We start from the raw sequence: 22351 nt of genomic DNA on the forward strand, positions 1-22351 counted from the left end.
TTGATCATGTCCCAGATTGAAGCGGTGATTTTTGACATCGGCAATGTGCTGATTGAATGGCAGCCCGAGCGGTTCTACGACCGCACCATCGGGGAAGCGCGCCGCCGCGAGATGTTTGCCACTGTGGATTTGCACGGCATGAATGACCGCGTGGATTTAGGTGAAGGGTTCCGCGATATCATCTATGAAACGGCAGAAGCCTATCCTGAGTTTCGCGCGGAAATTCGGATGTGGCATGATCACTGGTTGGAATTGGCAAACCCTGTGATTGATCATTCCGTGATGCTCTTGCGCCGCCTTCGTGCCAAGAATGTGCCCGTCTTCGCATTGACCAATTTCGGGATCGAGAGCTTTGCCTATGCGCAAGAGCATTTCGATTTTCTGAACGAATTCGACCACGCCTATGTCTCTGGCCATATGGGGGTGATCAAACCCAACCCAACCATTTATCAAATGGTCGAGGATCATTGCAAAATCGCACCAGAGGCGCTTTTGTTTGCAGATGACCGCCCTGACAACATCACCGCGGCCGAGGCGCGCGGATGGAATGCGCATCTGTTTACAGCGCCACACGGATGGGCCGAAGTCTTGGTCGACCATGGCCTTCTAACCAAGGATGAAGCAGGACTATGACACAAGCCCCCTTCCAAATCATCGGGCCTGAGGCAGAAGCCAAGCTTGATTGGCTCAAACTTGGCGCGGCGTTGGAGGCGGGGCATATGCTACCGCGTGCGGAAATTACGGATAGTTTCCTCTATCGCGGCAAGGACACGTTGCTTAATCGTGCCGCATGGATAGACGGGCTTGGCCTCTTGGTGAAATCAGCCACAATCTTTCCTGAGAACGCCGCGCAAAATTTGCCCGCTGTGAATGGCGGTGCGGCGCTTTACAGCGATAAGAATGGCCTTCTTGAGGCTTTGGTCGATTTCCATCTTTTGACCAAATATAAGACCGCAGGCGATAGCCTGTTTGCCGCGATGAAACTGGCGCGACCTGAGAGTAAAACCATTTTGATCGTTGGCGCAGGCACAGTTGGCCGCTCTCTGCGCGCGGCTTATGGCGCGGGGTTTCCTGAGGCGCGCTTCTTGATCTGGAACCGCAATATAGCGCGGGCCGAGGCCCTTGCCCGTGATTTCTCCAATACGGATGTCGCCGAAAGCCTAGCGGATGCCGTGCAGCAGGCCGATATTGTCACCTGTGCAACCATGGTGACAGAGCCCATCTTGCACGGTGAATGGCTCAAGGCGGGACAGCATATTGACCTCATCGGGGCCTATCGCCCCGATATGCGCGAGGCGGATGATGCTGCGCTCAAAAAGGCGCGCATTTTTGTCGACAGCCGTGCCACCACGATTGAACATATTGGCGAATTAAAACGCCCCATCGCGGCGGGGGTGATCACAGCAGATGATGTTGTGGCCGATTATTACGACATCGCCTCTGGCGCCTTTGCGCGGGGCAATAACGCAGAAATCACGCTGTTCAAGAACGGCGGCGGCGCACATCTTGACCTCATGACCGCCGCCTATATCCGTGACGCGGTGAAGGGTTAGGCGGCCAGCGCCCGCTCGCGCAGGGGGCTTTCTTTCACGGGCAAATGGACGATGGCCGAAAGCAGCCCCACGCCAACACCCACCCACCAAACCGTGGTGTAGGTGCCATGCAGGTCATACATCCAACCGCCAAGCCAAACCCCGATGAAGCTGCCCAATTGATGGCTAAAGAACACGATACCATAAAGCGTGCCCATATAGCGCAGCCCATAAATGTACCCCACAAGTCCTGAGGTCAGCGGCACTGTGGCCAACCACAACGCGCCCATCGTAACCGAAAACACAATCACCGTCAGGGGCGTGATGGGCAACAAAATGAACGCCGCCGCAATAATGGTGCGGCCAAAATAGATGCCCGCAAGCAGGTATTTCTTAGAATAGCGTTTGCCCAAATAGCCCGCCAAAATCGTGCCACCAATATTGGCCAAGCCAATCAGCGAGATCGACACAGCCCCAAGCGCGGATGTGGTCGTGATGCCCAAAGAATGTAGGAAAGATCCAGGCTCGATCGGGCCGCAAAGTTCGGTCACAAAGGCGGGAAAATGCGCGGTGACAAAAGCAAGCTGATACCCACAGGAAAAGAAGCCGATAAAAATCAGACTGAAAGAGGGATCGCGAAACGCTTTGCCCAAAATCGCGCTCATGCTTTCTTCAAGTTCTGCCTTGGATAAGGGCGCGGGCGCGCGCAGCATAGGAAGGAATAAAAGCGCGGCCAAAATTGCCGCTGCAAAGATCAAAAAGACGCTTTGCCATGGCATCACCGCCAACAGCGCCTCTGCCACAGGCGCACCAAAGACCTGACCTGCAGAGCCCGCCGCAGTCGCAATGCCAAGCGCGAGTGAGCGATGCTCATCCGATGCGGCGCGGCCCACAATCGCCAAGATCACGCCAAAGCCCGTGCCCGCAACGCCAAAGCCCACAAGAATTTCCAAAAGCTGATGCGCGCCGGGCGTGATTGCATAAGCCGAAAACACCAAGCCCGCCGCATACATCAAAGCGCCAATGATAATGGCTTTGCGATCCCCAAATTTCTCGGCAATCGCGCCAAAAATCGGCTGCCCCACGCCCCAAGCAAGGTTTTGAATGGCAATGGCCAACGAAAATTCGGCGCGCAGCCAACCAAATTCGTCCGCTATGGGAATTTGAAAAACCCCAAAACTTGCCCGAATGGCAAAGCTGATCATAATGATAAAACAGCCCCCGATGAGGACGGGGGTGAAAATCGAATTGCGCTGCATCTTCATTTGTCCTGTCAAAGGCCGCAGGCCTGTCATGCTGCGACAGAGATTGCGCCGCAAGCCCAAGAGCGTCAATGCTGATTGCGCATGCAATCCCTCTGGCCAGAGGGGCCAGAGATGTCCTAAGAGGCGCTTATGTCGCAACATTTAACCGCCATATACGACACCCGCGTCAGCGAAGGCTTACTGCGCGCAGACCCCGCACAACGCGAGGTTTTGCATCGGTTTGAATCCTTGCGCGAAACGCTTGAGGCGCGGCCAAAATCAGGGCTTCTTGCACGTTTCTTTCAGGAAAAACCACAATCTGGCCAACATAGTCGTGGATTTTATGTCTGGGGCGGGGTTGGGCGCGGGAAATCCATGATTATGGATTTGTTCTTTGCACACACGGCGATTAACGGAAAGCGCCGCGTCCATTTTCACGCCTTTATGCAAGAAATCCAATCAGCCCTGCACGAGGCGCGTAAAACAGGCACAGATGATGCGTTGAAACCCGTGGCCGAGGCGATTTCAAAAGACCTGCGCCTGCTGTGTTTTGATGAGATGCAAATCACCGATATCACCGATGCCATGATTGTAAGCCGCCTCTTTGAGGCATTGTTCAAGGCAGGGGTGAGCATCGTCACCACCTCCAATCGCCCCCCAAAAGATTTGTATAAGGACGGGTTGAACCGACAGCTGTTTGTGCCGTTCATCACGCTTTTAGAGCAGGAATTAGAGGTGATTGAAATGCAATCACCCACCGATTACCGCCAAGACAGATTGTCAGGTGAAACCACCTATTTCACACCCATCACCGCCGCCACGCGCCAAAGCCTTGATAAGATTTGGCACGATCTGACCCATGGGCAGGAAGAACCCCTCGATTTAGAGATCAAAGGCCGCCATGTCGTCATCCCGCATTATTGGGCGGGCATGGCCCGCGCCGATTTCTGGGAGCTGTGCGGCAAACCTTTAGGCGCGGGTGATTATTTGGCGCTCACCGGGGCGGTGAAATTGCTGATGTTGGAAAACGTCCCGCGTCTTGGCATCGACAATTTCAACGAGGCAAAACGCTTTGTCACCCTCATTGATGCGCTTTACGAGGCAGGTATCCGCGTGATCTTATCTGCCGATGATGTGCCAGAACATCTTTATGCCGAGGGCACGGGCAGTTTCGAATTTGAACGCACCGCCAGCCGCCTGCGCGAGATGCAATCGGCGGATTGGGGCCAATAGATCGCGGCAAGGCTTGCAAAAACTGAACTGATCGGTTTACAATGAGGTCAGGGAGTATGCGCCATGAACATGCAAGCACAGACACGCAAAGGTCGGAAATTCGATCAAGTCATTGATGGCGCACGTAATATTTTCCTAAGCCAAGGGTTCGAAGGGGCAAGTGTCGATGTGATCGCGCGCCAAGCGGGCGTGTCCAAAGCCACGCTTTATTCGTATTTCCCCGACAAACAAGCGTTGTTTATGGCGGTTCTGAACCAAGAATGCGACCTGCAACGCCGCGCGCAAATGGATATCGAATTTCTGCAGCGCGATGTGCGCGATGCCTTGCACCATTTGGCCTATTCGATGCTTGAATTCCTGATGTCGGACGAAGGTGTCTCGATCTTCCGCGTCTGCGTGGCTGAAGCCCAAAGATTCCCCGAATTGGGGCGCGCTTTCTATGAAACAGGCCCTTCAACGGCCATGTCGCATGTCGCAGGCTATTTTAGCACGCCAAAGGTGGGCAACATGCTGGATATAGATGACCCCATGAAGGCGGCGGATTTGTTCATGAAGCTGTGCCGTGGTGATCTAATGCTGCGCCGTCTTTTATGCGTCAGCAGCGAAGCCACCCATGAAGAAGTGTCCGAAGCCGCAGATGAGGTGGTGGCTACATTTATGGCACGGTATCGCAAGGCCTAATCTACAAGGGATTTGAACATCACAAGGGCGTCCACCAATCCTTTGCTTGGATGATCAAAGGCTTGTGGCAAACGGCCCACAATCTCGAAACCTGCCTTTTGCCATGTCGCAACCGCACGCGTGTTTTCCGAAACGACAAAGTTATACTGCATCCCGCGATAGCCTTTGGCGCGGGCAGTCTGGAGCGAATGCGCCAACATCACGCGCGCAATCCCGCGCCCCTGCGCCGCTGTGGCAGTGATATAGCCACAATTGCAGATATGGGCGCCGCCGCCCGCCTGATTGGGACGGATGTAATAGGTGCCAACGACCTCACCCCCGTGTTCTGCTATGAACACCGACTTTTCGGGGGCTGTCCAAAAGGCCAAGGCATCGGCCTCGGATATGTCAGGGTCGACTGTATATGTATCACCCGCCCGAAACACAGGCAGCAACAGGGATACAAGCGCCGCATCATCTTGGGCCGTTTTTGGACGAATTGTGATTTCGGTTTTAGCGTTCATGTCGCGCAAATGGCCACGCCGCGCCCCAAAGCGCAAGATGGCAGCTTGCTATAACCCCCGATTCTCTCTATATGACGGATCAACAGGTGCTTGGGGGTCCAAACTCCACGCTCCACCCTAGATGCTTCCGCGGGCCCTGTGGCCCGTTTTTTTATGTCCATAGGTCTTATGTCCAACCTGATCGCAAAATCGAGCATTGATCGCCGCATGGCTGAGATCATCACCCCTGTCATCGAAGATATGGGGTTTGAACTGGTGCGCGTGCGCCTGATGGGCGGCGAGACAAAAACCCTGCAGGTGATGGCAGACCGCCCCGATGGCGGGATCAATGTGGATGATTGCGCCGATATCTCAACGGCGATTTCGGCAAGCCTTGATGTCGAAGACCCGATTGAGGGGGCATATAACCTCGAAGTTTCTAGCCCCGGTATCGACCGCCCGCTGACGCGGTTGAAGGATTTCGATATCTGGCAGGGCTATGAAGCCAAACTTGAAACAAGCGAAATGATCGATGGCCGCAAGCGCTTTAAGGGCGTTTTGGCGGGGATCGAAAACGATGAAGTGCTTATCAATGTTGAACAAGGTGGCGAGACAGTCACCCTTGGCCTCAATTTTGACTGGCTTTCAGATGCGAAGCTCGTTCTGACCGATGACCTGATCGCCGAGATGCTGCGCCAGCGCAAAGCCTCGGGGGTCATTGACGAAACCCAATTTGATGAAATCACGCAAGAGCCCGAAGAGGCGGAGGACTGAAAATCCATGGCTATTACATCAGCAAACCAACTTGAGCTGTTGCAAACAGCAGAGGCCGTTGCCCGCGAAAAGATGATCGACCCCGATCTGGTCATCGTGGCAATGGAAGAAAGCCTCGCCCGCGCCGCGAAGTCGCGTTACGGCTCGGAATTGGATATCCGCGTTTCGATTGATCGCAAGACAGGCCGCGCGACATTTACCCGTGTCCGCACTGTGGTTGAGGAAATCGAAAACCATTTCATTGAAATGACACTGCGCGATGCGCGTGCCTATAAGGCAGATGCAGAAATCGGTGACGAGATCATTGACGAAGTGCCCCCTGTTGAAATGGGCCGTATCGCCGCGCAAAGCGCCAAGCAGGTGATCCTGCAAAAAGTGCGCGAAGCTGAGCGTGATCGCCAATATGAAGAATTCAAAGACCGTGCAGGCACAATTATTAACGGTGTCGTAAAGCGCGAAGAATATGGCAATGTGATTGTCGATATTGGCCGTGGCGAGGCCGTTTTGCGCCGTAATGAAAAAATTGGGCGCGAAAGCTATCGCCCCAATGAGCGCATCCGCTGCTATATCAAAGATGTCCGCCGCGAGGCGCGCGGCCCTCAGGTCTTCCTCAGCCGCACCGCGCCCGAATTCATGGCGGAATTGTTTAAGATGGAAGTGCCTGAAATTTACGATGGCATCATTGAGATCAAGGCCGTTGCCCGTGACCCGGGCTCTCGCGCGAAGATCGCGGTGATTTCCTACGATAACTCGATTGATCCCGTTGGTGCTTGTGTGGGTATGCGCGGCAGCCGCGTGCAGGCTGTGGTGAACGAGTTGCAGGGCGAAAAAATTGACATCATTCCATGGAATGAGGACGCCCCAACCTTCCTTGTAAACGCGCTGCAACCTGCCGAAGTGACCAAGGTGGTTTTGGACGAAGATGCAGGGAAAATCGAAGTGGTTGTTCCTGACGAACAGCTGTCTCTTGCTATCGGGCGCCGTGGTCAAAACGTGCGTTTGGCAAGCCAGTTGACAGGGCTTGATATCGACATCCTCACCGAAGAAGAAGAAAGCGCGCGCCGTCAGGCCGAATTCGCCGAACGCACCAAGCTGTTCATGGACACATTGGATTTGGACGAATTCTTTGCCCAACTTCTGGTATCCGAAGGCTTCACCTCTTTGGAAGAGGTTGCCTATGTCGAGCAAGAAGAATTGCTTGGCATTGATGGTGTCGATGAAGCAACCGCAGACGAGCTTCAGGCCCGTGCGCGTGACTATATCGAAGAGCAAAATCGCAAAGCCCTCGAAAGCGCCAAGGCGCTTGGTGTCGAGCAAAGCTTGATCGATTTCGAAGGGCTAACACCACAGATGCTTGAGGCGCTTGGCCAAGATGGGGTCAAAACGCTGGAAGACTTCGCAACCTGTGCTGATTGGGAATTGGCAGGCGGTTGGACAACCGTAAACGGCGAGCGCGTCAAAGATGAAGGCGTGCTTGAGAAATTCGATGTCAGCCTCGAAGAAGCCCAGAATATGGTCATGTCCGCCCGTTTGTCCTTGGGTTGGGTGACCGAAGAAGACCTTGCATCTGACCAAGAAGACGCAGGCGAAGAAGAAGAGTAAGCCCGATTTCAGGAGCCAAAACCATGTCCCGTGGCGGTGCCACCAAAACCAAAGACACGTCCGAGCGGCGCTGTATCGCAACAGGCGACACAGCGCCAAAGGCGGGGCTGTTGCGTTTTGTGGTCAGCCCTGAGAATGTGGTGACGCCCGATATCCTTGAACGCCTACCGGGCCGAGGCATATGGTGCAGCGCTGATCGCGCGGCGGTGGAATTGGCGGTCAAGAAAAACCTCTTCTCTCGCTCAGCCAAAGCGCAGGTGACTGTGCCAGATGATTTGGTGGGCACGCTTGAAACCCTGCTTGCGCGGCGCATTGGCGATTTGATTGCCTTGGCGCGCAAATCTGGTGATGCCGTTGCAGGGTTCGAAAAGGTCAAAGATTGGCTTGCCACGCGCCCTGTGCGGGTGCTGCTGCAAGCTTCGGACGGGTCTGAACGGGGCAAGTCCAAGCTTTGGACGCCTGAGGGCGCGCGTTACTTCGATTGCCTGACCGCTTTTGAATTAGGTTTGGCATTCGGGCGAGAAACTGTGATACATGGCGCGCTGGCGACTGGCGGACTCGGCGATCGTGTTGTAGAGGAAGGAGCAAAGCTGCAAGGGCTGAGGCCCAAAACCAGCTTGAACAACGGCAAGACCGTTGGGAAGGACAAGAAAGACGCATGAGCGATCAAGACGGAAAAAAACCACTCGGACTATCTGGCGGCGCCCGCAGCGGACGCGTGAACCAGAGCTTTTCGCGTGGACGCACGAAAACGGTTGTTGTGGAAACCAAGCGCAAGCGCGTGATGGTTCCCAAATCGGGTGCAGGCGGCAAAGATGATGGCACGGGTAATATGGAGGGTGGCAACGCTTCCGCCAATCCAGAACTCGAACGCCGTATGAAGGCTGTAATGGCCGCCAAGGCCCGTGAGGCCGAAGAAGAAGAACAGCGCCAGCGCGAAGAGCAAGAACGCGAAGAAGAGCGTCAGCGCCGCCGCGCCGAGGCCGAGGCCCGCGAACGCGAGGAGCGTGAACGCGAAGAGGCCATCCGCGCCAAGGAAGAAGAAGAGCGCCGCCGCCTTGAGGAATCAAAGGCCGCAAAGTCCCGTAAAGCGGACAGTGCCCCCGTGGTGACATCCCCCGCAGATCTGCCTGATCCTGCGGTGGCAGCTGCCCGCGCGAAATCAGCCGCAGCACCTGCGCGCCGTGATACGGATCGGGACGACAAGCGCGAGCGCGTCTCGAAAGGTGATCGCGACAATGATGGCCGCCGTTCCGGCAAGCTGAGCGTCAATCAGGTTTTCTCTGATGGCGAAGGCGGGCGTCAGCGCAGCCTTGCTGCCATGAAACGCAAGCAGGAGCGTCAGCGCCAGAAGGCGATGGCATCCCAAGGTGATCGCGAAAAAATCGTTCGCGATGTGCAAATTCCAGAAACCATCGTGGTTTCCGAATTGGCCAACCGCATGGCAGAACGCGTGGCCGATGTGGTTAAATCGCTGATGCAAATGGGCATGATGGTCACGCAGAACCAATCCATCGATGCCGATACGGCGGAATTGATCGTCAGCGAATTTGGCCACCGCGTGCAGCGTGTATCTGACGCGGATGTGGAAGATGTGATCAAGGTCGAAGAAGACAGCCCAGCCGAGCTGCAACCACGGCCACCCGTCATCACCATCATGGGCCATGTTGACCACGGCAAGACCTCGTTGCTTGACCGCATTCGCAAGGCCAATGTTGTCTCTGGCGAAGCAGGCGGGATCACGCAGCATATCGGGGCCTATCAGGTGCGCACCGAAAGCGGCGCGCTTTTGACCTTCCTTGATACGCCGGGTCACGCGGCCTTTACCTCCATGCGGGCGCGTGGGGCGAATGTCACGGATATCGTGGTGCTTGTGGTTGCCGCCGATGACGCGGTGATGCCGCAGACCATCGAAGCGATTAACCACGCCAAGGCGGCCAAAGTGCCGATGATCGTGGCGATTAACAAAATCGACAAACCCGCTGCCAATCCTGACAAGGTGCGCACCGATTTGCTTCAACATGAGGTGATCGTTGAGAAGATGTCAGGTGAAGTGCAGGATGTCGAAGTTTCCGCCGCCACTGGCCAAGGTTTGGATCAATTGCTTGAATCCATCGCACTTCAGGCCGAATTGCTTGACCTGAAGGCGAACCCTGACCGCTCAGCCGAAGGGGCCGTCATCGAGGCGCAGTTGGATGTGGGCCGTGGCCCTGTTGCGACTGTTCTGGTGCAACGCGGCACGCTGAAACAAGGCGATATCTTCGTTGTGGGCGAGCAATGGGGTAAAGTCCGCGCGCTGATCAACGATCAGGGCGAGCGCGTTAAAGAAGCGGGGCCATCCGTTCCTGTTGAGGTTCTGGGCCTGAACGGCGCACCCGAAGCGGGTGACGTTTTGAACGTGGTGCAAACCGAAGCACAAGCCCGCGAGATCGCGGATTACCGCATCCAAGTTGCCAAAGACAAACGCGCCGCAGCAGGTGCAGCAACAACCTTGGATCAGCTCTTGGCGAAGGCCAAGGCGGATGAAAACGTCAAAGAATTGCCCATCGTGGTCAAAGCTGACGTTCAAGGTTCGGCCGAAGCCATCGTTCAGGCGATGGAAAAAATCGGCAATGACGAAGTGCGCGTGCGCGTTCTGCATTACGGGGTGGGCGCGATCACAGAATCCGATATCGGCTTGGCCGAGGCTTCGGGTGCGCCTGTCATGGGCTTTAACGTCCGTGCCAATGCCCCTGCGCGCAATTCCGCCAACCAAAAGGGAGTGGAAATCCGCTATTACAGCGTGATCTATGACCTTGTGGATGATGTGAAGGCGGCAGCCTCAGGTCTGCTTGGTGCTGAAATTCGTGAAAACTTCATCGGCTACGCCCAGATCAAAGAGGTGTTCCGCGTCTCTGGTGTTGGCTCGGTTGCGGGCTGTCTGGTCACCGAAGGTGTCGCGCGCCGCTCGGCGGGTGTGCGCCTGTTGCGCGATGATGTCGTGATCCACGAAGGCACGCTGAAAACGCTGAAGCGCTTCAAAGACGAAGTCAAAGAAGTGCAATCGGGTCAAGAATGCGGCATGGCCTTCGAGAATTACGATGACATCCGCAAGGGCGATGTGATCGAGATTTTCGAACGCGAAGAAGTCGAGCGTAAGCTCAGCTAAGCTGTTCGGAACATGACAAAAAAGCGCGCCCCGCGGGGCGCGTTTTTTTATGCCGATCCTTTGGCAACCTCAGGATTCAACCGCCAAACCTCAAAATTCAACGCGCCTGCAATAGTGACCCAAAGCAGATAGGGCGCAATCAACGCGCCCGCGAGCGGATCAAGCACCCAGAAACTCAGCATTGTGCCGCAAACCGCAACCCACAGCGCGCTGAGGATGACCATACCCGCGCGAATGCGGCGCAAGCCAAAGAAAACGGGGCTCCATAGCGTGTTCAGCGCGATTTGCAGCGCCCAAAATCCCATCGCATGGCCATTTTCCGCCACCAATGCCACGCGCGCCGCTGCATAGGCGGAGGCGACATAAAGCACTGTCCAAGCAACGGGAAAAAGCCAATTCGGCGGCGTGAAAAATGGCTTTCGCAAATCCCGATACCACGCGCCTGGGGGAAACATCGACCCCGTGGCCGCAGCAGCAGCGCAGGCGGCAAAAAATAATATGAAAACAGACCAATCCATGACAGGTCAGTTAGCGCGTTATGGGTTCGGTTCCAGTATGCGCCTACGATCTTGCGCCTCTAATTGCGCCAGAACAGATATGACCTGATCACTCCATCCTGCGCGATCTGGTTGCCGCTTGGCGGCGGCATCGACCAAAAATCGGGTTTCTTCCAAAGGGGGGGCATAAAGCATCGGGCTGCGCGGCGCCAAAGTGATGATTGCGGCCTGAATCGCAGAATAGCTGAGCAACCCAAATTTTTGTCGCGCCGTTGTGAAAGCGCGTTGCGTGACACCATCATACCCGCGCCGCGCCACAGCACCGCCAATCGCATCATAGCAGTGCCGCGCCGCCAAAATCCCCGCACGGCTGATCAAGGGCAGTTGGGACACACCCGCCTCGGAGCGTTCATAAAGCCTGCGCGCCTCAGCCAAGAGCCTGCGATTGATCCGCCGAAGGGCAGGGGAAATACGCGGATCTGCGAGAAAGCGATCAAGGTTAACACCTTCCTCCTCAAGCCAATCTAGGGGCAAATAAACGCGCCCCGCGCGGGCATCTTCGCCCACATCGCGGGCGATATTTGTTAATTGCATGGCCACGCCCAGATCACAGGCGCGCGCCAATGCATCGCCCGAACGCACCCCCATCAATACGCACATCATCGCCCCGACAGCCGAGGCAACCCGTGCCGAGTAACCACGCAAATCTGACAAGGTGTTATAGCGCCGCTCGGTCGCATCCCATGCGAGGCCCTCAAGCAGGGCTTCGGGCAAGGCGCGGGGCATTTCGAAATCCTGCACCACCGCAGCAAAGGCGCGATCAGCGGGACAGTCGACAGGCCGCCCGCGATAGATACGATCCAACCGATTACTAAGATCAAGAACGGCATGTGCCTTGTTCTGACTGAAATCCACTGCATCATCGGAAATACGACAGAAAGCATAAAGGGCCAGCGCAGGATCGCGCACAGTGCGCGGCAAGATGCGCGATGCAATATCGAAGGAATGCGACCCTTCGGCAATTGCCCCGCGGCAATAGGCAAGATCCTGATCGTCAATCATTCTGCGGCCATCTTTATCTCATGGCCAGATGAGACGGAGACCGCATCTGGCACCAGTTTTGCCAACACTTCAGCCGATGAAATGACCCCAGGCAAACCCGCCCCAGGATGCGTGCCTGCCCCAACGAGATAGAGACCTTCCGCCTCCTCCGACACGTTATGGGGACGAAAATAGGCGCTTTGCAGGATACGCGGCTCGATTGAGAAGCCAGACCCGTTGGGGGAAAGATAGCGACTTTCAAAATCTGCGGGGGTCAGCACCTCGGAGGCGGAAAGATGCGCGCCCAAATCAGGCAAGAGTTGATCTTCCAAAACCTGCTGCACCTTTTGGCGATAGGCTTCGCCCATCTTGGCCCAATCCACAGGATCATCAAACCCCAGATGCGGCACAGGTGAAAGGGCGTAGAACGTATCATCCCCCTCTGGCGCGCAGCTTGGGTCAGTCACCGAGGGGCGATGAACATAAAGGCTCATATCTTCGCTAAGTTTGCCTTTGATAAAGATATCTTTGACCAAACCACGATACCGCGGGCCGTTGAGGATCGTATGATGACCCACATCCGCCCATTTGTTGCGCGTGCCGCGTGTTCCGAAATACCACACAAAAAGACCCATCGACCAACGCGCGCGGGTTAATTTACCATCCGTCCAACGGCGGCGGGGGCGATTGCGCATTAAATGCTTATACGTATGACCCGCATCCGCGTTTGAGACGACAATATCCGCCGCAAGAGCCTCGCCCGTGGCAAGGCGGACACCTGTGGCGCGGTTATCGTGAAAGGTGATTTCATCCACAACGTGATGAAAGCGAAGCGCGCCGCCTTGATCCTGAACAACGCGGGCCATGGCCTTGGCAATCGCGGCGACACCGCCCATCGCATAATGGACACCGAATTCCTTTTCGAGATGGCTGACCAAGATATACATCGAGGTCACGTTAAACGGATCCCCCCCGATAAAGAGTGGATGAAAACTAAACGCCATCCGCAGTCGTTCATCCTTAAACCGCTTTGCCGCATGCGCATAAACCGAGCGATCCGCGCGCAGCATGCCGAATTTTGGCAAAACCTTGATCAAGTCCCACAGCTTGTGCATGGAACGGCGGCCGAGATCTTCGAACCCAAACCAATAGCGCGCGGCGCTGTCCTGCAAGAACCGCTCATAGCCCTTGGCATCTTGCGGCGAAAGGCGCGCCACTTCGGCGCGCATCGCATCGGTGTTTTGGTTGGCGGTAAAATGTGACCCGTCAGGCCAACGGATTTCGTAAAATGGCTCAATCGGGCGCAGATCAACATCCTGATCGAAATCGCGCCCGCAAGCCGCCCATAATTCCCGAAACACTTGCGGCACGGTGACAATGGTCGGGCCGAGGTCAAAGCGATGCCCGTTCTGGTAGAGCGCAGAACCACGCCCCCCCGCCATATCCAATTTATCAATGACCGTGACGCGATAGCCCTTCGCCCCCAACCGCATGGCCGAGGCCAATCCCCCCAATCCCGCCCCAATCACAATCGCATGAGGGCGAGCATCGCCCGCATTTGGGGCAAAGCCTGATCGAGGGTCGCTATGCACTCGGTGGTCATCCATCATAGGCCCTATCGTAAACTGTCTAGTTTAATTTACAACATGAATTCACAGCTAAAGCCGATCACGAATAGAAGCGCACCAATAAAACAAAAGAAATCATGGAAATATATTGTTCTCTTTCCTTTATTGGCTAAATCTGTCACTATTAGTTGACAGATAAAAAGATCGACCATGCAATCTGTAACGCTAAGCTTATTTCGATTTGGAACCGTCTCCGCACGGATGTGGGCCTTTGCCCAAATGGCAACGGCACGATTCGCCTTGCGCCGTGAGGCAGGGATCGGGTTTTTCAAATTGCTTGGCTCAGGCACGGGTGAGGGATTTACGCCCATTCCAAATGTTTCGGTTTATGCCATTCTTGCCACTTGGCCCGACCATGTGACCGCACAATCTCAGATTGCAAAAAGTCCAACCTTCCGCCGCTATCGCGCACATGCAGTCGAAGATTGCACCCTGTATCTCACCCCCAGCACAGCGCGGGGGGAATGGGATGGGCAAGCGCCGTTTGTGACCGATTCTGAGCCAACAAACGGCCCGATTGCGGCGCTGACCCGCGCCACAGTAAAACCCCTAAATGCGCTGCGCTTCTGGCGGCGCGTCCCTGATATTTCGCAGGTCATTGGCGATGATCCTAACGTTCTGTTCAAGATCGGCGTTGGCGAAGTGCCTCTCCTGCATCAGGTCACGTTTTCAATTTGGCCAGACACGCAAACCATGGCGCGTTTTGCACGCCATGACGGCCCGCATGCCCGCGCCATAAAAGCCGTGCGCGATGGCGCATGGTTCAAAGAAGAACTCTACGCCCGCTTTGCCCTAAAAAATATAGAAGGCACGTGGGAGGGCGGCTGCCCCCTGCAATCCCGTATCCCGACCTATGAAAGGCCCATTATATGAGCCACGCTTTTCCTTTTTCTGCCATCGTAGGCCAAGATGCGATGAAACAAGCCATGCTTTTGACCGCTATTGATGCGGGCATTGGCGGCGTTTTGGTTTTCGGGGATCGCGGCACGGGGAAATCAACCGCCGTGCGGGGCTTAGCCGCTTTGCTACCACCGATTAAGGCGATAAAGGGCTGCCCTGTGAATTCTGCCACTGAGGCAGACATACCTGATTGGGCCAATGTTGCGGATCGCGAAGTGGTCGAAAAACCCACACCCGTGGTCGACCTGCCGCTTGGCGCAACAGAGGATCGCGTGGTCGGGGCCTTGGATATCGAAAAGGCGCTCGCCAAGGGTGAAAAGGCCTTTGAAGCAGGCCTTCTTGCGCGGGCCAATCGCGGCTATCTCTATATTGACGAGGTCAACCTGCTCGAAGATCACTTGGTCGATCTTCTATTGGATGTGGCGCAGTCTGGCGAAAATCTGGTCGAGCGAGAGGGTCTCTCAATCCGCCACCCTGCCCGATTTGTTTTGGTGGGTTCGGGCAACCCAGAAGAAGGCGAATTGCGGCCCCAACTTTTGGATCGTTTCGGCCTTTCCGTTGAAGTTAAAAGCCCAAAGGATATCGACACACGCATTGAGGTCATCAAGCGCCGCGATGCCTTTGATCAAGATCGTGCCAAATTTTTGAAATCATGGGCGAAATCGGATGAGGCTATCCGCAAATCCATCATTGCCGCACGCAAACGCCTGTCAAAAATCCGCACAAGTGATGAGATCTTGAAGGATTGCGCCGCCCTGTGCCTTGAACTTGGGTCAGACGGGTTGCGCGGCGAATTAACCCTGTTGCGCGCCGCCCGCGCGCAAGCCGCGTTTGAGGGATCCTCCGAAATCACACGCGCCCATTTGCGGGCTGTTGCACCCATGGCGCTGTCCCATCGCTTGCGCCGCGACCCGCTCGATGAGGCAGGCTCAACCACACGCGTGATGCGCACAGTCGAGGCTGTGCTGCCATGACAACAGCACAGGACAGATGGGCCAGTTTCAATCTGGCCATCGCCCTGTTTGCGATTGACCCCGCGCCCCTTGGGGGTATTTGGCTTCGGGCCCGCGTTGGCCCCGTTCGGGATCGGATTATTCAGGCTCTAAACACCGCTTTAGAAACTGATTTTTTTCCGCGCCTTCACCCAAATATCAGTGATGAGGCCCTGTTTGGCGGGTTAGACCTAAGCGCAACCTTGGCAACTGGGCGCCCTATTCAAACAGAGGGACTTCTCAACAAGGGCGGCACAGTGATCCTGACAATGGCCGAACGTGCCGAATCCGCGCTTTTGGCACGATTGGCGGGGGCGTTGGACGCTGAGACAGGCTTGTCGATTATTGCCCTCGATGAAGCCGCCGAAGAAGGCGAAGGGTTGGGGCATAGCCTCAGTGATCGCCTCGGGCTGCACCTGCAGCTTGATGCCATTCCACAATCGGCGGCGCAGGAAATGGAATTTGACAGCGCTGCTTTGGCCGAGGCGCGTGCGCGCTTGCCCCATGTGCGACATGCGCCTGACGATTATCGTGATCTGTGCTTGGTGGCTGAGGCGCTTGGCGTCACATCTTTGCGCGCCGTTCAGCACGCGCTGCGCCTTGCCCGCCATTCGGCGGCCTTGATGGGGTCGGATCAGGTCGAACAGGCGGATCTGCAACTGGCTGTGGAATTGGGCCTTGCCCCACGCGCCACGCAAATCCCCGAAACGGCCCCACCTGAACAATCGCCCCCACCACAACCACAAGAACCCGAGGCGCAAGAAAACCCATCTGACCCCGAAGATCCGCAAAAGGAGGGGGAGGATCTTCCCCCTTTCGAGGCGTTGATCGAGGCAGCAAAGGCCATGCTTCCGCCCGACCTCTTGGCACGATTGGCAGCACAGCGCGCCGCACGGCAAAGCAAGGGCAGCTCAGGAACGGGCAACCGCAAGAAGGGCAATCATCGTGGCCGCCCCGTTGCCTCGCGCAGTGGCGAATTGGGGGGCGGCGCGCGGATTGATTTAATGGCAACCTTGCGCTCTGCTGCCCCATGGCAAGGGCTGCGCGCCCAAACGACAGCGCCCAAGCCGCGCGGCCTGCATATCCGCAAAAGTGACATCCGCGTAAAGCAGTTTGAACAAAGCTCTGACAGGGTGATTATCTTTGTGGTGGATGCGTCTGGCTCTAGCGCGATGTCCCGCATGGCCGAGGCCAAGGGGGCGATTGAGTTGATGTTGGCAGAGGCCTATGCGCGGCGCGATCATGTGGCCTTGGTTGCGTTTCGCGGCGCAGGGGCGGATATTTTGTTGAACCCCACGCGATCCCTCGTGCAGACCAAACGCCGCTTGCAAGACCTACCAGGTGGGGGCGGCACACCGCTTGCCGCAGGGCTGAAATCGGCCCTTGATCTGACGGTTCTCACAAGTGGAAAGGGAATGACGCCGTCCATTGCGGTTCTGACGGATGGGCGCGCGAATGTCAGTCTGGATGGCAGTGCAAATCGCGCGCAGGCGGGTGAAGATGCAAACAGTATGGCAAAGGCCCTGCGCGGTCGCGGTGTTCCCGCGATTGTCATCGACACAGGGCAACGCCCAACGCGAGGGCTGGATGATCTGGCCAAGGTAATGGGCGCGGCCTATGTGCCGCTTCCGCGCGCAGATGCCAAATCCCTCAGCGCCGCTGTCGAGGCGGCATTGCCAAGCGCATGAGCGGGCTTTCGGATATTCCAAGCAACTGGCCATGGCGCGCCCATAGCCAAATCATCGCGTCACATCCGCATCGGTGGCATGTGCAGATTATGGGCACAGGCCCTGATCTGGTTTTGATCCATGGTGCAGGCGCATCTACGCATTCTTGGCGGGCCATGATGCCACTTTTGGCACAAACTCATCGCGTCATTGCCTTTGATCTACCAGGTCAGGGCTTTAGCCGTGCTGGCACCCGCAGTCGGTCATCCCTGTCCTTGATGGCGCAAGACGTTTTGCGGCTGCTGCAGGGCCAAGGCATCACGCCTGAGGTGATTATTGGCCATTCTGCGGGGGCCGCGATTGCCTTGCAGCTGATGCTGCTTGCGCCTGACACTGCGCAAGGGGTCGTGGCGATCAACGGGGCGCTTGAGAATTTCTCTGGCGCTGCGGGTTGGCTCTTTCCGATCATGGCAAAAATGATGGCCATGAACCCGCTGACGGGGCTTTTCTTAGGCTCAGGGATGAGTGACCGCAGGCTGATTGCGATTTTGCAAACAACAGGCTCAGAACCTGACGCAGAAACCTTGGGCCATTATCGCGAATTGATGCGCAAACGCGCGCATATCGAGGCAACTTTAGCAATGATGGCGCAGTGGGATTTAGAGGTGCTGCACCGCAGCCTTCCCCTGATCACTGCGCCAATCCTGTTCTTGCATGGCGCTAAGGATCAAGCAGTTGCACTAGAGGTCGCGCAGCGCGCCCAAGGAATGGTGCCGCAGGGCGCCCTGAAGGTGATTTCGGATGCAGGGCATCTTTTGCCTGAATCACATCCCGCCGAGGCGGTTGATGCGATCACCGATTTCGTCCAATCGCTTCGCAAAAAATGAAAAAGGGCAGCTCAATGTCTGCCCTTTTCAATGCCGTCACAAAACGATGCGGTTACTGCGCCGCAAGGCTTGCGAGATATGCATAGACGTTTTTCGCGTCATCTTCGTTACGAGCACGGAACGCCATAGCACTGCGTGCGCGGTTGTCACCGGTTGCTTCCTTCAAAAAGGCGGTCGGGTCTTGCACATAGGCCACAAACGCCTCTTCCGTCCAAACAACCCCTGCTTCACCTGCCGCGGTGATAGATGGAGAATAACGGAAATCTTCGATCGATGCCGCAGGACGACCTGCAACGCCGTAAAGATTTGGGCCTGTGCGGCCATTGCGGCCTGCCAGAGTTTCACCTGCATCGTTTGCCACCACGTGGCAGGCGACACATTGATTGAAGACACGCTCACCTGCAGCCGCATCACCTGATGCGCCATGGCCATCCGCCAAGGCGGACGTTGCAGCGCATAGTCCTGCGACTGCTGCGATGATTGCAGATTTTTTCATGGTTCTCTCTCCCTCGGTTAAAGGTAACCGCTCAGCAACCTAGCCCTTTTTCAAGCCGCTCCAAGGGCAATTTACAGAAAACTTGTCACATCTACGCGACTGCATGCGAAACAGCACATTGTTTCCAGAGTGTTTTCAGGGCCAAAACGAGATATTCGATGTCCTCATCCGTGTGCAAAGGGCCAGGGGTAAAGCGCAGGCGCTCGGTGCCTTTGGGAACTGTAGGATAATTGATTGGCTGCACATAAATGCCGAATTGTTCCATCAAAATATCCGATAGCATTTTGCATTTCACGGGGTCTTTCACCATCACAGGGATGATGTGGCTGTCATTGTGGACATGCGGGATGCCTTCGGCATCAAGACGGGCGCGCAAACGGGCAACTTGGCGTTGCTGCATGTCGCGCTCATAGCTTGAGTTTTTCAGATGATGAATCGAGGCGCGCGCGGCCGCCGCAACGGCAGGGGGCAGAGCAGTTGTAAAGATAAACCCGCTGGCAAAGCTGCGGATGAAATCCACCAATGCATGGCTGCCCGTGATATAGCCACCAACCACACCATAGGCCTTGCCAAGCGTGCCTTCGATCAGGGTGATGCGATCCATCAGCCCTTCGCGCTCGGCCACACCGCCGCCGCGCGGGCCATACATGCCGACCGCGTGAACCTCGTCAATATAGGTCATCGCGCCATGCTTTTCGGCCACTTCAACGATCTCGCGGATCGGCGCAATGTCGCCATCCATCGAATAGACCGACTCAAACGCGACAATCTTGGTCGCATTGGCGGGCAATTCTGCCAATTGCCGATCCAAATCGGCAACATCGTTGTGCTTCCAAACCCGCTTTTCGCATCGTGCATGACGGATGCCCTCAATCATAGAGGCGTGATTCAACGCATCCGACAAAATCACCGCATTCGGAAGACGGCTGCCCAAAGTCGACAGGGCGGCCCAATTTGAAACATAGCCCGAAGTGAACAGAAGGGCCGCTTCCTTACCGTGCAGGTCAGCCAATTCCGCCTCGAGCAATTTGTGGTGATAGGCATTGCCCGAGATATTGCGCGTGCCGCCTGCACCTGTGCCGCAGGCCTCGACTGTGTCGATCATTGCCTTGATCACATCGGGGTGTTGGCCCATGCCCAAATAGTCATTCGAGCACCAAACAGTGACTTCTTCTTGACCTTCGCCGTGATTTTGGACGCGGGGGAAATCTCCACATTTGCGCTGCAATTCTGCGAAGACGCGATAATTGCCCTCTTGTTTCAGGGTGTCCAACTGGCTCTGAAAGAGTTTGTCAAAATTCATCGCACGTCCTCATTTTGCAAAATAGCGATCTGGGGGCCGTCTTGGCCATTGCTTTGGCGAGACGGAAGCATCCACCGCCACAGCCGTTCATCGGGAAGGGGCAGAACCATGAACCAATGCTCTAACAAAGCGAGCATGGTCAGGGCTGCCAATAAAGCGAAACCAATCTCTTGCGACATGGTTTGCGCGCTCCAAATCCGCTCCATCCAACAGGCCGCGGCAAAGCTGAGGCCCGTGATCGAGAGCGGAAACAGCCAATTCATCCGCGCGGTGCGAAAGTGACTTGGCAAATGGTTCAGGGGTTCGGGAATGAATTCCACATTGATTTTCCGCACCCCAAGATAAAGGTTCAGCTTGGCGCTGATCCGCGCGAAAAACAGAATTGCGAATGTCCACATCCCAAAGGGGTTCACGGCATCCAGACTAAACAGGATCATCGTCACCATCATGAACACCAACAGAAGCTCATGATAGGCAATGGTGCCCCATGCGCGGATAAAGCGTTCCCATTCAGGAACCCCATCCCTCAGGCGGTTGCGATTGGGGCCCGTGATGACACCCGTCAAAAAGGCAAGCTCGATCCACCCCCAAAGCGCGATGGCAGATAAAAACGCCACATAAACCCCGGCTAGGCTCTCGTCATAGCGGGATTCCAAGAACCCAACCGCCCCCAAGATCAAAAAGGGCAGGTTCATCAAAACGGCCCAAATTCGGGCCTGACGGCCTGCCTGATCAGCGCGCCGCACAACCAAAAGGATTGCCCCTGTGGAAAACCACCACAGGAACAAGGCGACCAAGGCGGCCACCCAAGGATTATGCAGCGCAGCCGCGATCAATAGACGGGCTCCATCCGCGTGCTGACAGGCACGGCATGAGATTTGGCAGGGATCGTGAACAGGTTCACAAAGGCCAGACCCGCACGAATGCTTGCGCCAATTCGCTTGAAGAATTTGCCATGCGCCTTGGCATCGGCCAAATCCGCATTGGCGGCTTGCAAGGCCGTCAGACCTTTCTGCCAACGGGGATGATCAATGTCCAAAGTGATCGGGAAAATCTGCTTTGAGATGTCACTGGTTTTGCGGAACACTTCGTGGCCATACCAATCGGTATCTACACCCAAAGCCTCGTGAAAAGCGGGGCGTTGGTGGTCGCGCACATACATCGTTGCGAACACGGCAGTGAGGAAGAATTTGATCCACAAAACATTCACGCCGCGCGTCAGCTTGGGATCAGTTTTCATCAACAGCGCGAATGCCTCGCCATGGCTAAACTCATCGTTGCACCATTCCTTGAACCATTTGAAAATCGGATGGAATCGATGTTCAGGATGCGCCTCAAGATGGCGGAAGATGGTGATATAGCGCGCATAGCCGATCTTTTCGGACAGATATGTGGCGTAATAGATGAATTTCGGCTGGAAATAGGTGTATTTCTTGGCTTGCGTCAGAAAGCCCAAATTCACCGCAATCCCAGCTTCCCGCAGCGCGTCATTGATAAAACCTGCATGGCGGGCTTCATCACGGGCCATCAACTGGAACAATGTGGTGATATCCTCATTGCTGCCGCGCCGTTTCATTTCTTTGTAGAGAACACAGCCCGAGAATTCGGCCGTGCAGGAGGAAACCAGGAAATCAATGAATTCCTTTTTCAGCTTTGGCTCCATCCCATCCCAATCGATGTGATCCCAATCTTCGTTTTTCTTGAAATGGCCCTTATTGGGGTCGGATTTCATTTGATCAATCAGCTGATCCCAATCGCTGCGGACTGATGAAACATCAATCGCATCCAATTCGTCAAAATTGGTCGTGTAAAACCGCGGGGTCAAAAGCGTGTTTTGCATCGCAAGCGCGGTTGCGCTTTCACTGTCAACCACCGCTTGTTCGTAATTGCGTGCCGCCAAAGCATCTTCAACGGTGGTCGCATCTGCGGAATGTTTTGCTTGGACATTCATAGCGAAACCTCCTCTGAGAAACTAAATTCGCATAGCTCCATGAACTCGAAATCACCTGTCATTTTTGTCCAAAGCTGTTCGATTTTGCTGGCGCGGGTGATCGTGGCGGTGCGGGTTTCACACACCACTTCGCCATAAGGCGCCATCACTGGCGCGCCATGCACCAATACCTCGTCACCTGGATTAATGGTTGCGCCGTTCAAGAATTTCACATGCGCGTGCAGGCTTTCGAATTTGTGGCTCACCTCAACCTCGCAAGGGGCCGTTTCGGTCGTTCTGGTCATCCATCCCAT

General features: G+C 55.8%; 22 protein-coding genes. 12 read left to right on the plus strand and 10 right to left on the minus strand.

Features of this window, described 5'->3' with window-relative positions:
* Positions 1-6 precede the first annotated feature (6 nt).
* Positions 7-633: an HAD family hydrolase gene (locus tag AAC620_RS07290; RefSeq protein ID WP_340243883.1), complete on the plus strand. Its 627-nt coding sequence runs from the start codon at positions 7-9 to the stop codon at positions 631-633.
* On the plus strand, positions 630-1553 hold the full coding sequence (locus tag AAC620_RS07295; protein ID WP_340243884.1) for an ornithine cyclodeaminase family protein: 924 nt from the start codon (positions 630-632) through the stop codon (positions 1551-1553). Before AAC620_RS07290 ends, AAC620_RS07295 begins: the two co-directional genes overlap by 4 nt.
* On the opposite strand, the gene AAC620_RS07300 is transcribed toward AAC620_RS07295, so the two are convergent.
* Positions 1550-2827 (minus strand): MFS transporter, encoded by a 1278-nt coding sequence (locus AAC620_RS07300; RefSeq protein WP_445322452.1) that lies wholly within the window; start codon positions 2825-2827, stop codon positions 1550-1552. The genes AAC620_RS07295 and AAC620_RS07300 overlap by 4 nt on opposite strands.
* Positions 2828-2926: 99 nt before the next feature.
* Here AAC620_RS07300 and zapE point away from each other — a divergent pair, with 99 nt between their 5' ends.
* Entirely contained in the window at positions 2927-4009 is a 1083-nt protein-coding gene (gene zapE / locus AAC620_RS07305; protein ID WP_340243886.1) for a cell division protein ZapE, read from the plus strand.
* A 63-nt stretch (positions 4010-4072) separates the two neighbouring features.
* Complete coding sequence (locus AAC620_RS07310; RefSeq protein WP_317657133.1) at positions 4073-4690, plus strand: TetR/AcrR family transcriptional regulator; 618 nt, start codon at positions 4073-4075, stop codon at positions 4688-4690.
* Here AAC620_RS07310 and AAC620_RS07315 read toward each other — a convergent pair.
* Positions 4687-5193, minus strand: a complete 507-nt coding sequence (locus tag AAC620_RS07315; protein ID WP_340243890.1) for a GNAT family N-acetyltransferase — start codon at positions 5191-5193, stop codon at positions 4687-4689. The two genes, AAC620_RS07310 and AAC620_RS07315, sit on opposite strands and share 4 nt — an antisense overlap.
* 168 nt (positions 5194-5361) lie before the next feature.
* Here AAC620_RS07315 and rimP point away from each other — a divergent pair, with 168 nt between their 5' ends.
* The 4 genes from rimP to infB are packed head-to-tail and all read left to right on the plus strand — an operon-like array spanning position 5362 to position 10696.
* Positions 5362-5946: a ribosome maturation factor RimP gene (rimP, locus tag AAC620_RS07320; RefSeq protein WP_340243892.1), complete on the plus strand. Its 585-nt coding sequence runs from the start codon at positions 5362-5364 to the stop codon at positions 5944-5946.
* A gap of 6 nt (positions 5947-5952) precedes the next feature.
* Positions 5953-7548 carry a transcription termination factor NusA gene (gene nusA, locus AAC620_RS07325; RefSeq protein WP_340243894.1) on the plus strand — a complete coding sequence of 532 codons (1596 nt, stop codon included), beginning with the start codon at positions 5953-5955 and terminating at the stop codon, positions 7546-7548.
* Positions 7549-7571: 23 nt separating this feature from the next.
* Complete coding sequence (locus AAC620_RS07330; protein ID WP_340243896.1) at positions 7572-8210, plus strand: RNA-binding protein; 639 nt, start codon at positions 7572-7574, stop codon at positions 8208-8210.
* On the plus strand, positions 8207-10696 hold the full coding sequence (infB, locus tag AAC620_RS07335; RefSeq protein WP_340243897.1) for a translation initiation factor IF-2: 2490 nt from the start codon (positions 8207-8209) through the stop codon (positions 10694-10696). Before AAC620_RS07330 ends, infB begins: the two co-directional genes overlap by 4 nt.
* A gap of 47 nt (positions 10697-10743) precedes the next feature.
* On the opposite strand, the gene tspO is transcribed toward infB, so the two are convergent.
* The 3 genes from tspO to AAC620_RS07350 are packed head-to-tail and all read right to left on the minus strand — an operon-like array spanning position 10744 to position 13841.
* Positions 10744-11214: a tryptophan-rich sensory protein TspO gene (gene tspO, locus AAC620_RS07340; protein ID WP_340243898.1), complete on the minus strand. Its 471-nt coding sequence runs from the start codon at positions 11212-11214 to the stop codon at positions 10744-10746.
* Positions 11215-11232: 18 nt separating this feature from the next.
* Positions 11233-12255, minus strand: coding sequence for a 15-cis-phytoene synthase (gene crtB / locus AAC620_RS07345; protein WP_340243899.1), 1023 nt, complete (start codon positions 12253-12255; stop codon positions 11233-11235).
* Complete coding sequence (locus tag AAC620_RS07350; RefSeq protein ID WP_340243901.1) at positions 12252-13841, minus strand: phytoene desaturase; 1590 nt, start codon at positions 13839-13841, stop codon at positions 12252-12254. The genes crtB and AAC620_RS07350 overlap by 4 nt, the downstream gene beginning before the upstream one ends.
* A gap of 171 nt (positions 13842-14012) precedes the next feature.
* Between AAC620_RS07350 and crtA the strand changes: the two genes are divergently transcribed.
* The 4 genes from crtA to bchO are packed head-to-tail and all read left to right on the plus strand — an operon-like array spanning position 14013 to position 18308.
* Entirely contained in the window at positions 14013-14735 is a 723-nt protein-coding gene (crtA, locus tag AAC620_RS07355; protein ID WP_340243903.1) for a spheroidene monooxygenase, read from the plus strand.
* Positions 14732-15736: a magnesium chelatase ATPase subunit I gene (bchI, locus tag AAC620_RS07360; protein ID WP_340243904.1), complete on the plus strand. Its 1005-nt coding sequence runs from the start codon at positions 14732-14734 to the stop codon at positions 15734-15736. Before crtA ends, bchI begins: the two co-directional genes overlap by 4 nt.
* Positions 15733-17442 carry a magnesium chelatase subunit D gene (locus tag AAC620_RS07365; RefSeq protein ID WP_340243905.1) on the plus strand — a complete coding sequence of 570 codons (1710 nt, stop codon included), beginning with the start codon at positions 15733-15735 and terminating at the stop codon, positions 17440-17442. Before bchI ends, AAC620_RS07365 begins: the two co-directional genes overlap by 4 nt.
* A complete protein-coding gene (bchO, locus tag AAC620_RS07370) occupies positions 17439-18308 on the plus strand; it encodes an alpha/beta fold hydrolase BchO (protein WP_340243906.1) in 870 nt (289 codons plus the stop codon). Before AAC620_RS07365 ends, bchO begins: the two co-directional genes overlap by 4 nt.
* A 52-nt stretch (positions 18309-18360) precedes the next feature.
* On the opposite strand, the gene AAC620_RS07375 is transcribed toward bchO, so the two are convergent.
* From AAC620_RS07375 to AAC620_RS07395, 5 genes are all read right to left on the minus strand, one after another.
* Positions 18361-18804: a c-type cytochrome gene (locus AAC620_RS07375; RefSeq protein ID WP_340243907.1), complete on the minus strand. Its 444-nt coding sequence runs from the start codon at positions 18802-18804 to the stop codon at positions 18361-18363.
* Between the two features lie 91 nt (positions 18805-18895).
* Positions 18896-20107 (minus strand): 5-aminolevulinate synthase, encoded by a 1212-nt coding sequence (gene hemA / locus AAC620_RS07380; RefSeq protein ID WP_317657119.1) that lies wholly within the window; start codon positions 20105-20107, stop codon positions 18896-18898.
* Complete coding sequence (puhE, locus tag AAC620_RS07385) at positions 20104-20943, minus strand: putative photosynthetic complex assembly protein PuhE (RefSeq protein WP_317657118.1); 840 nt, start codon at positions 20941-20943, stop codon at positions 20104-20106. Before puhE ends, hemA begins: the two co-directional genes overlap by 4 nt.
* A complete protein-coding gene (gene acsF, locus AAC620_RS07390; RefSeq protein ID WP_340243909.1) occupies positions 20940-22058 on the minus strand; it encodes a magnesium-protoporphyrin IX monomethyl ester (oxidative) cyclase in 1119 nt (372 codons plus the stop codon). Before acsF ends, puhE begins: the two co-directional genes overlap by 4 nt.
* Complete coding sequence (locus tag AAC620_RS07395; protein WP_317657116.1) at positions 22055-22351, minus strand: hypothetical protein; 297 nt, start codon at positions 22349-22351, stop codon at positions 22055-22057. The genes acsF and AAC620_RS07395 overlap by 4 nt, the downstream gene beginning before the upstream one ends.

This window comes from Roseobacter sp. HKCCA2468 (assembly GCF_037805105.1).
Lineage (GTDB): Bacteria > Pseudomonadota > Alphaproteobacteria > Rhodobacterales > Rhodobacteraceae > M30B80.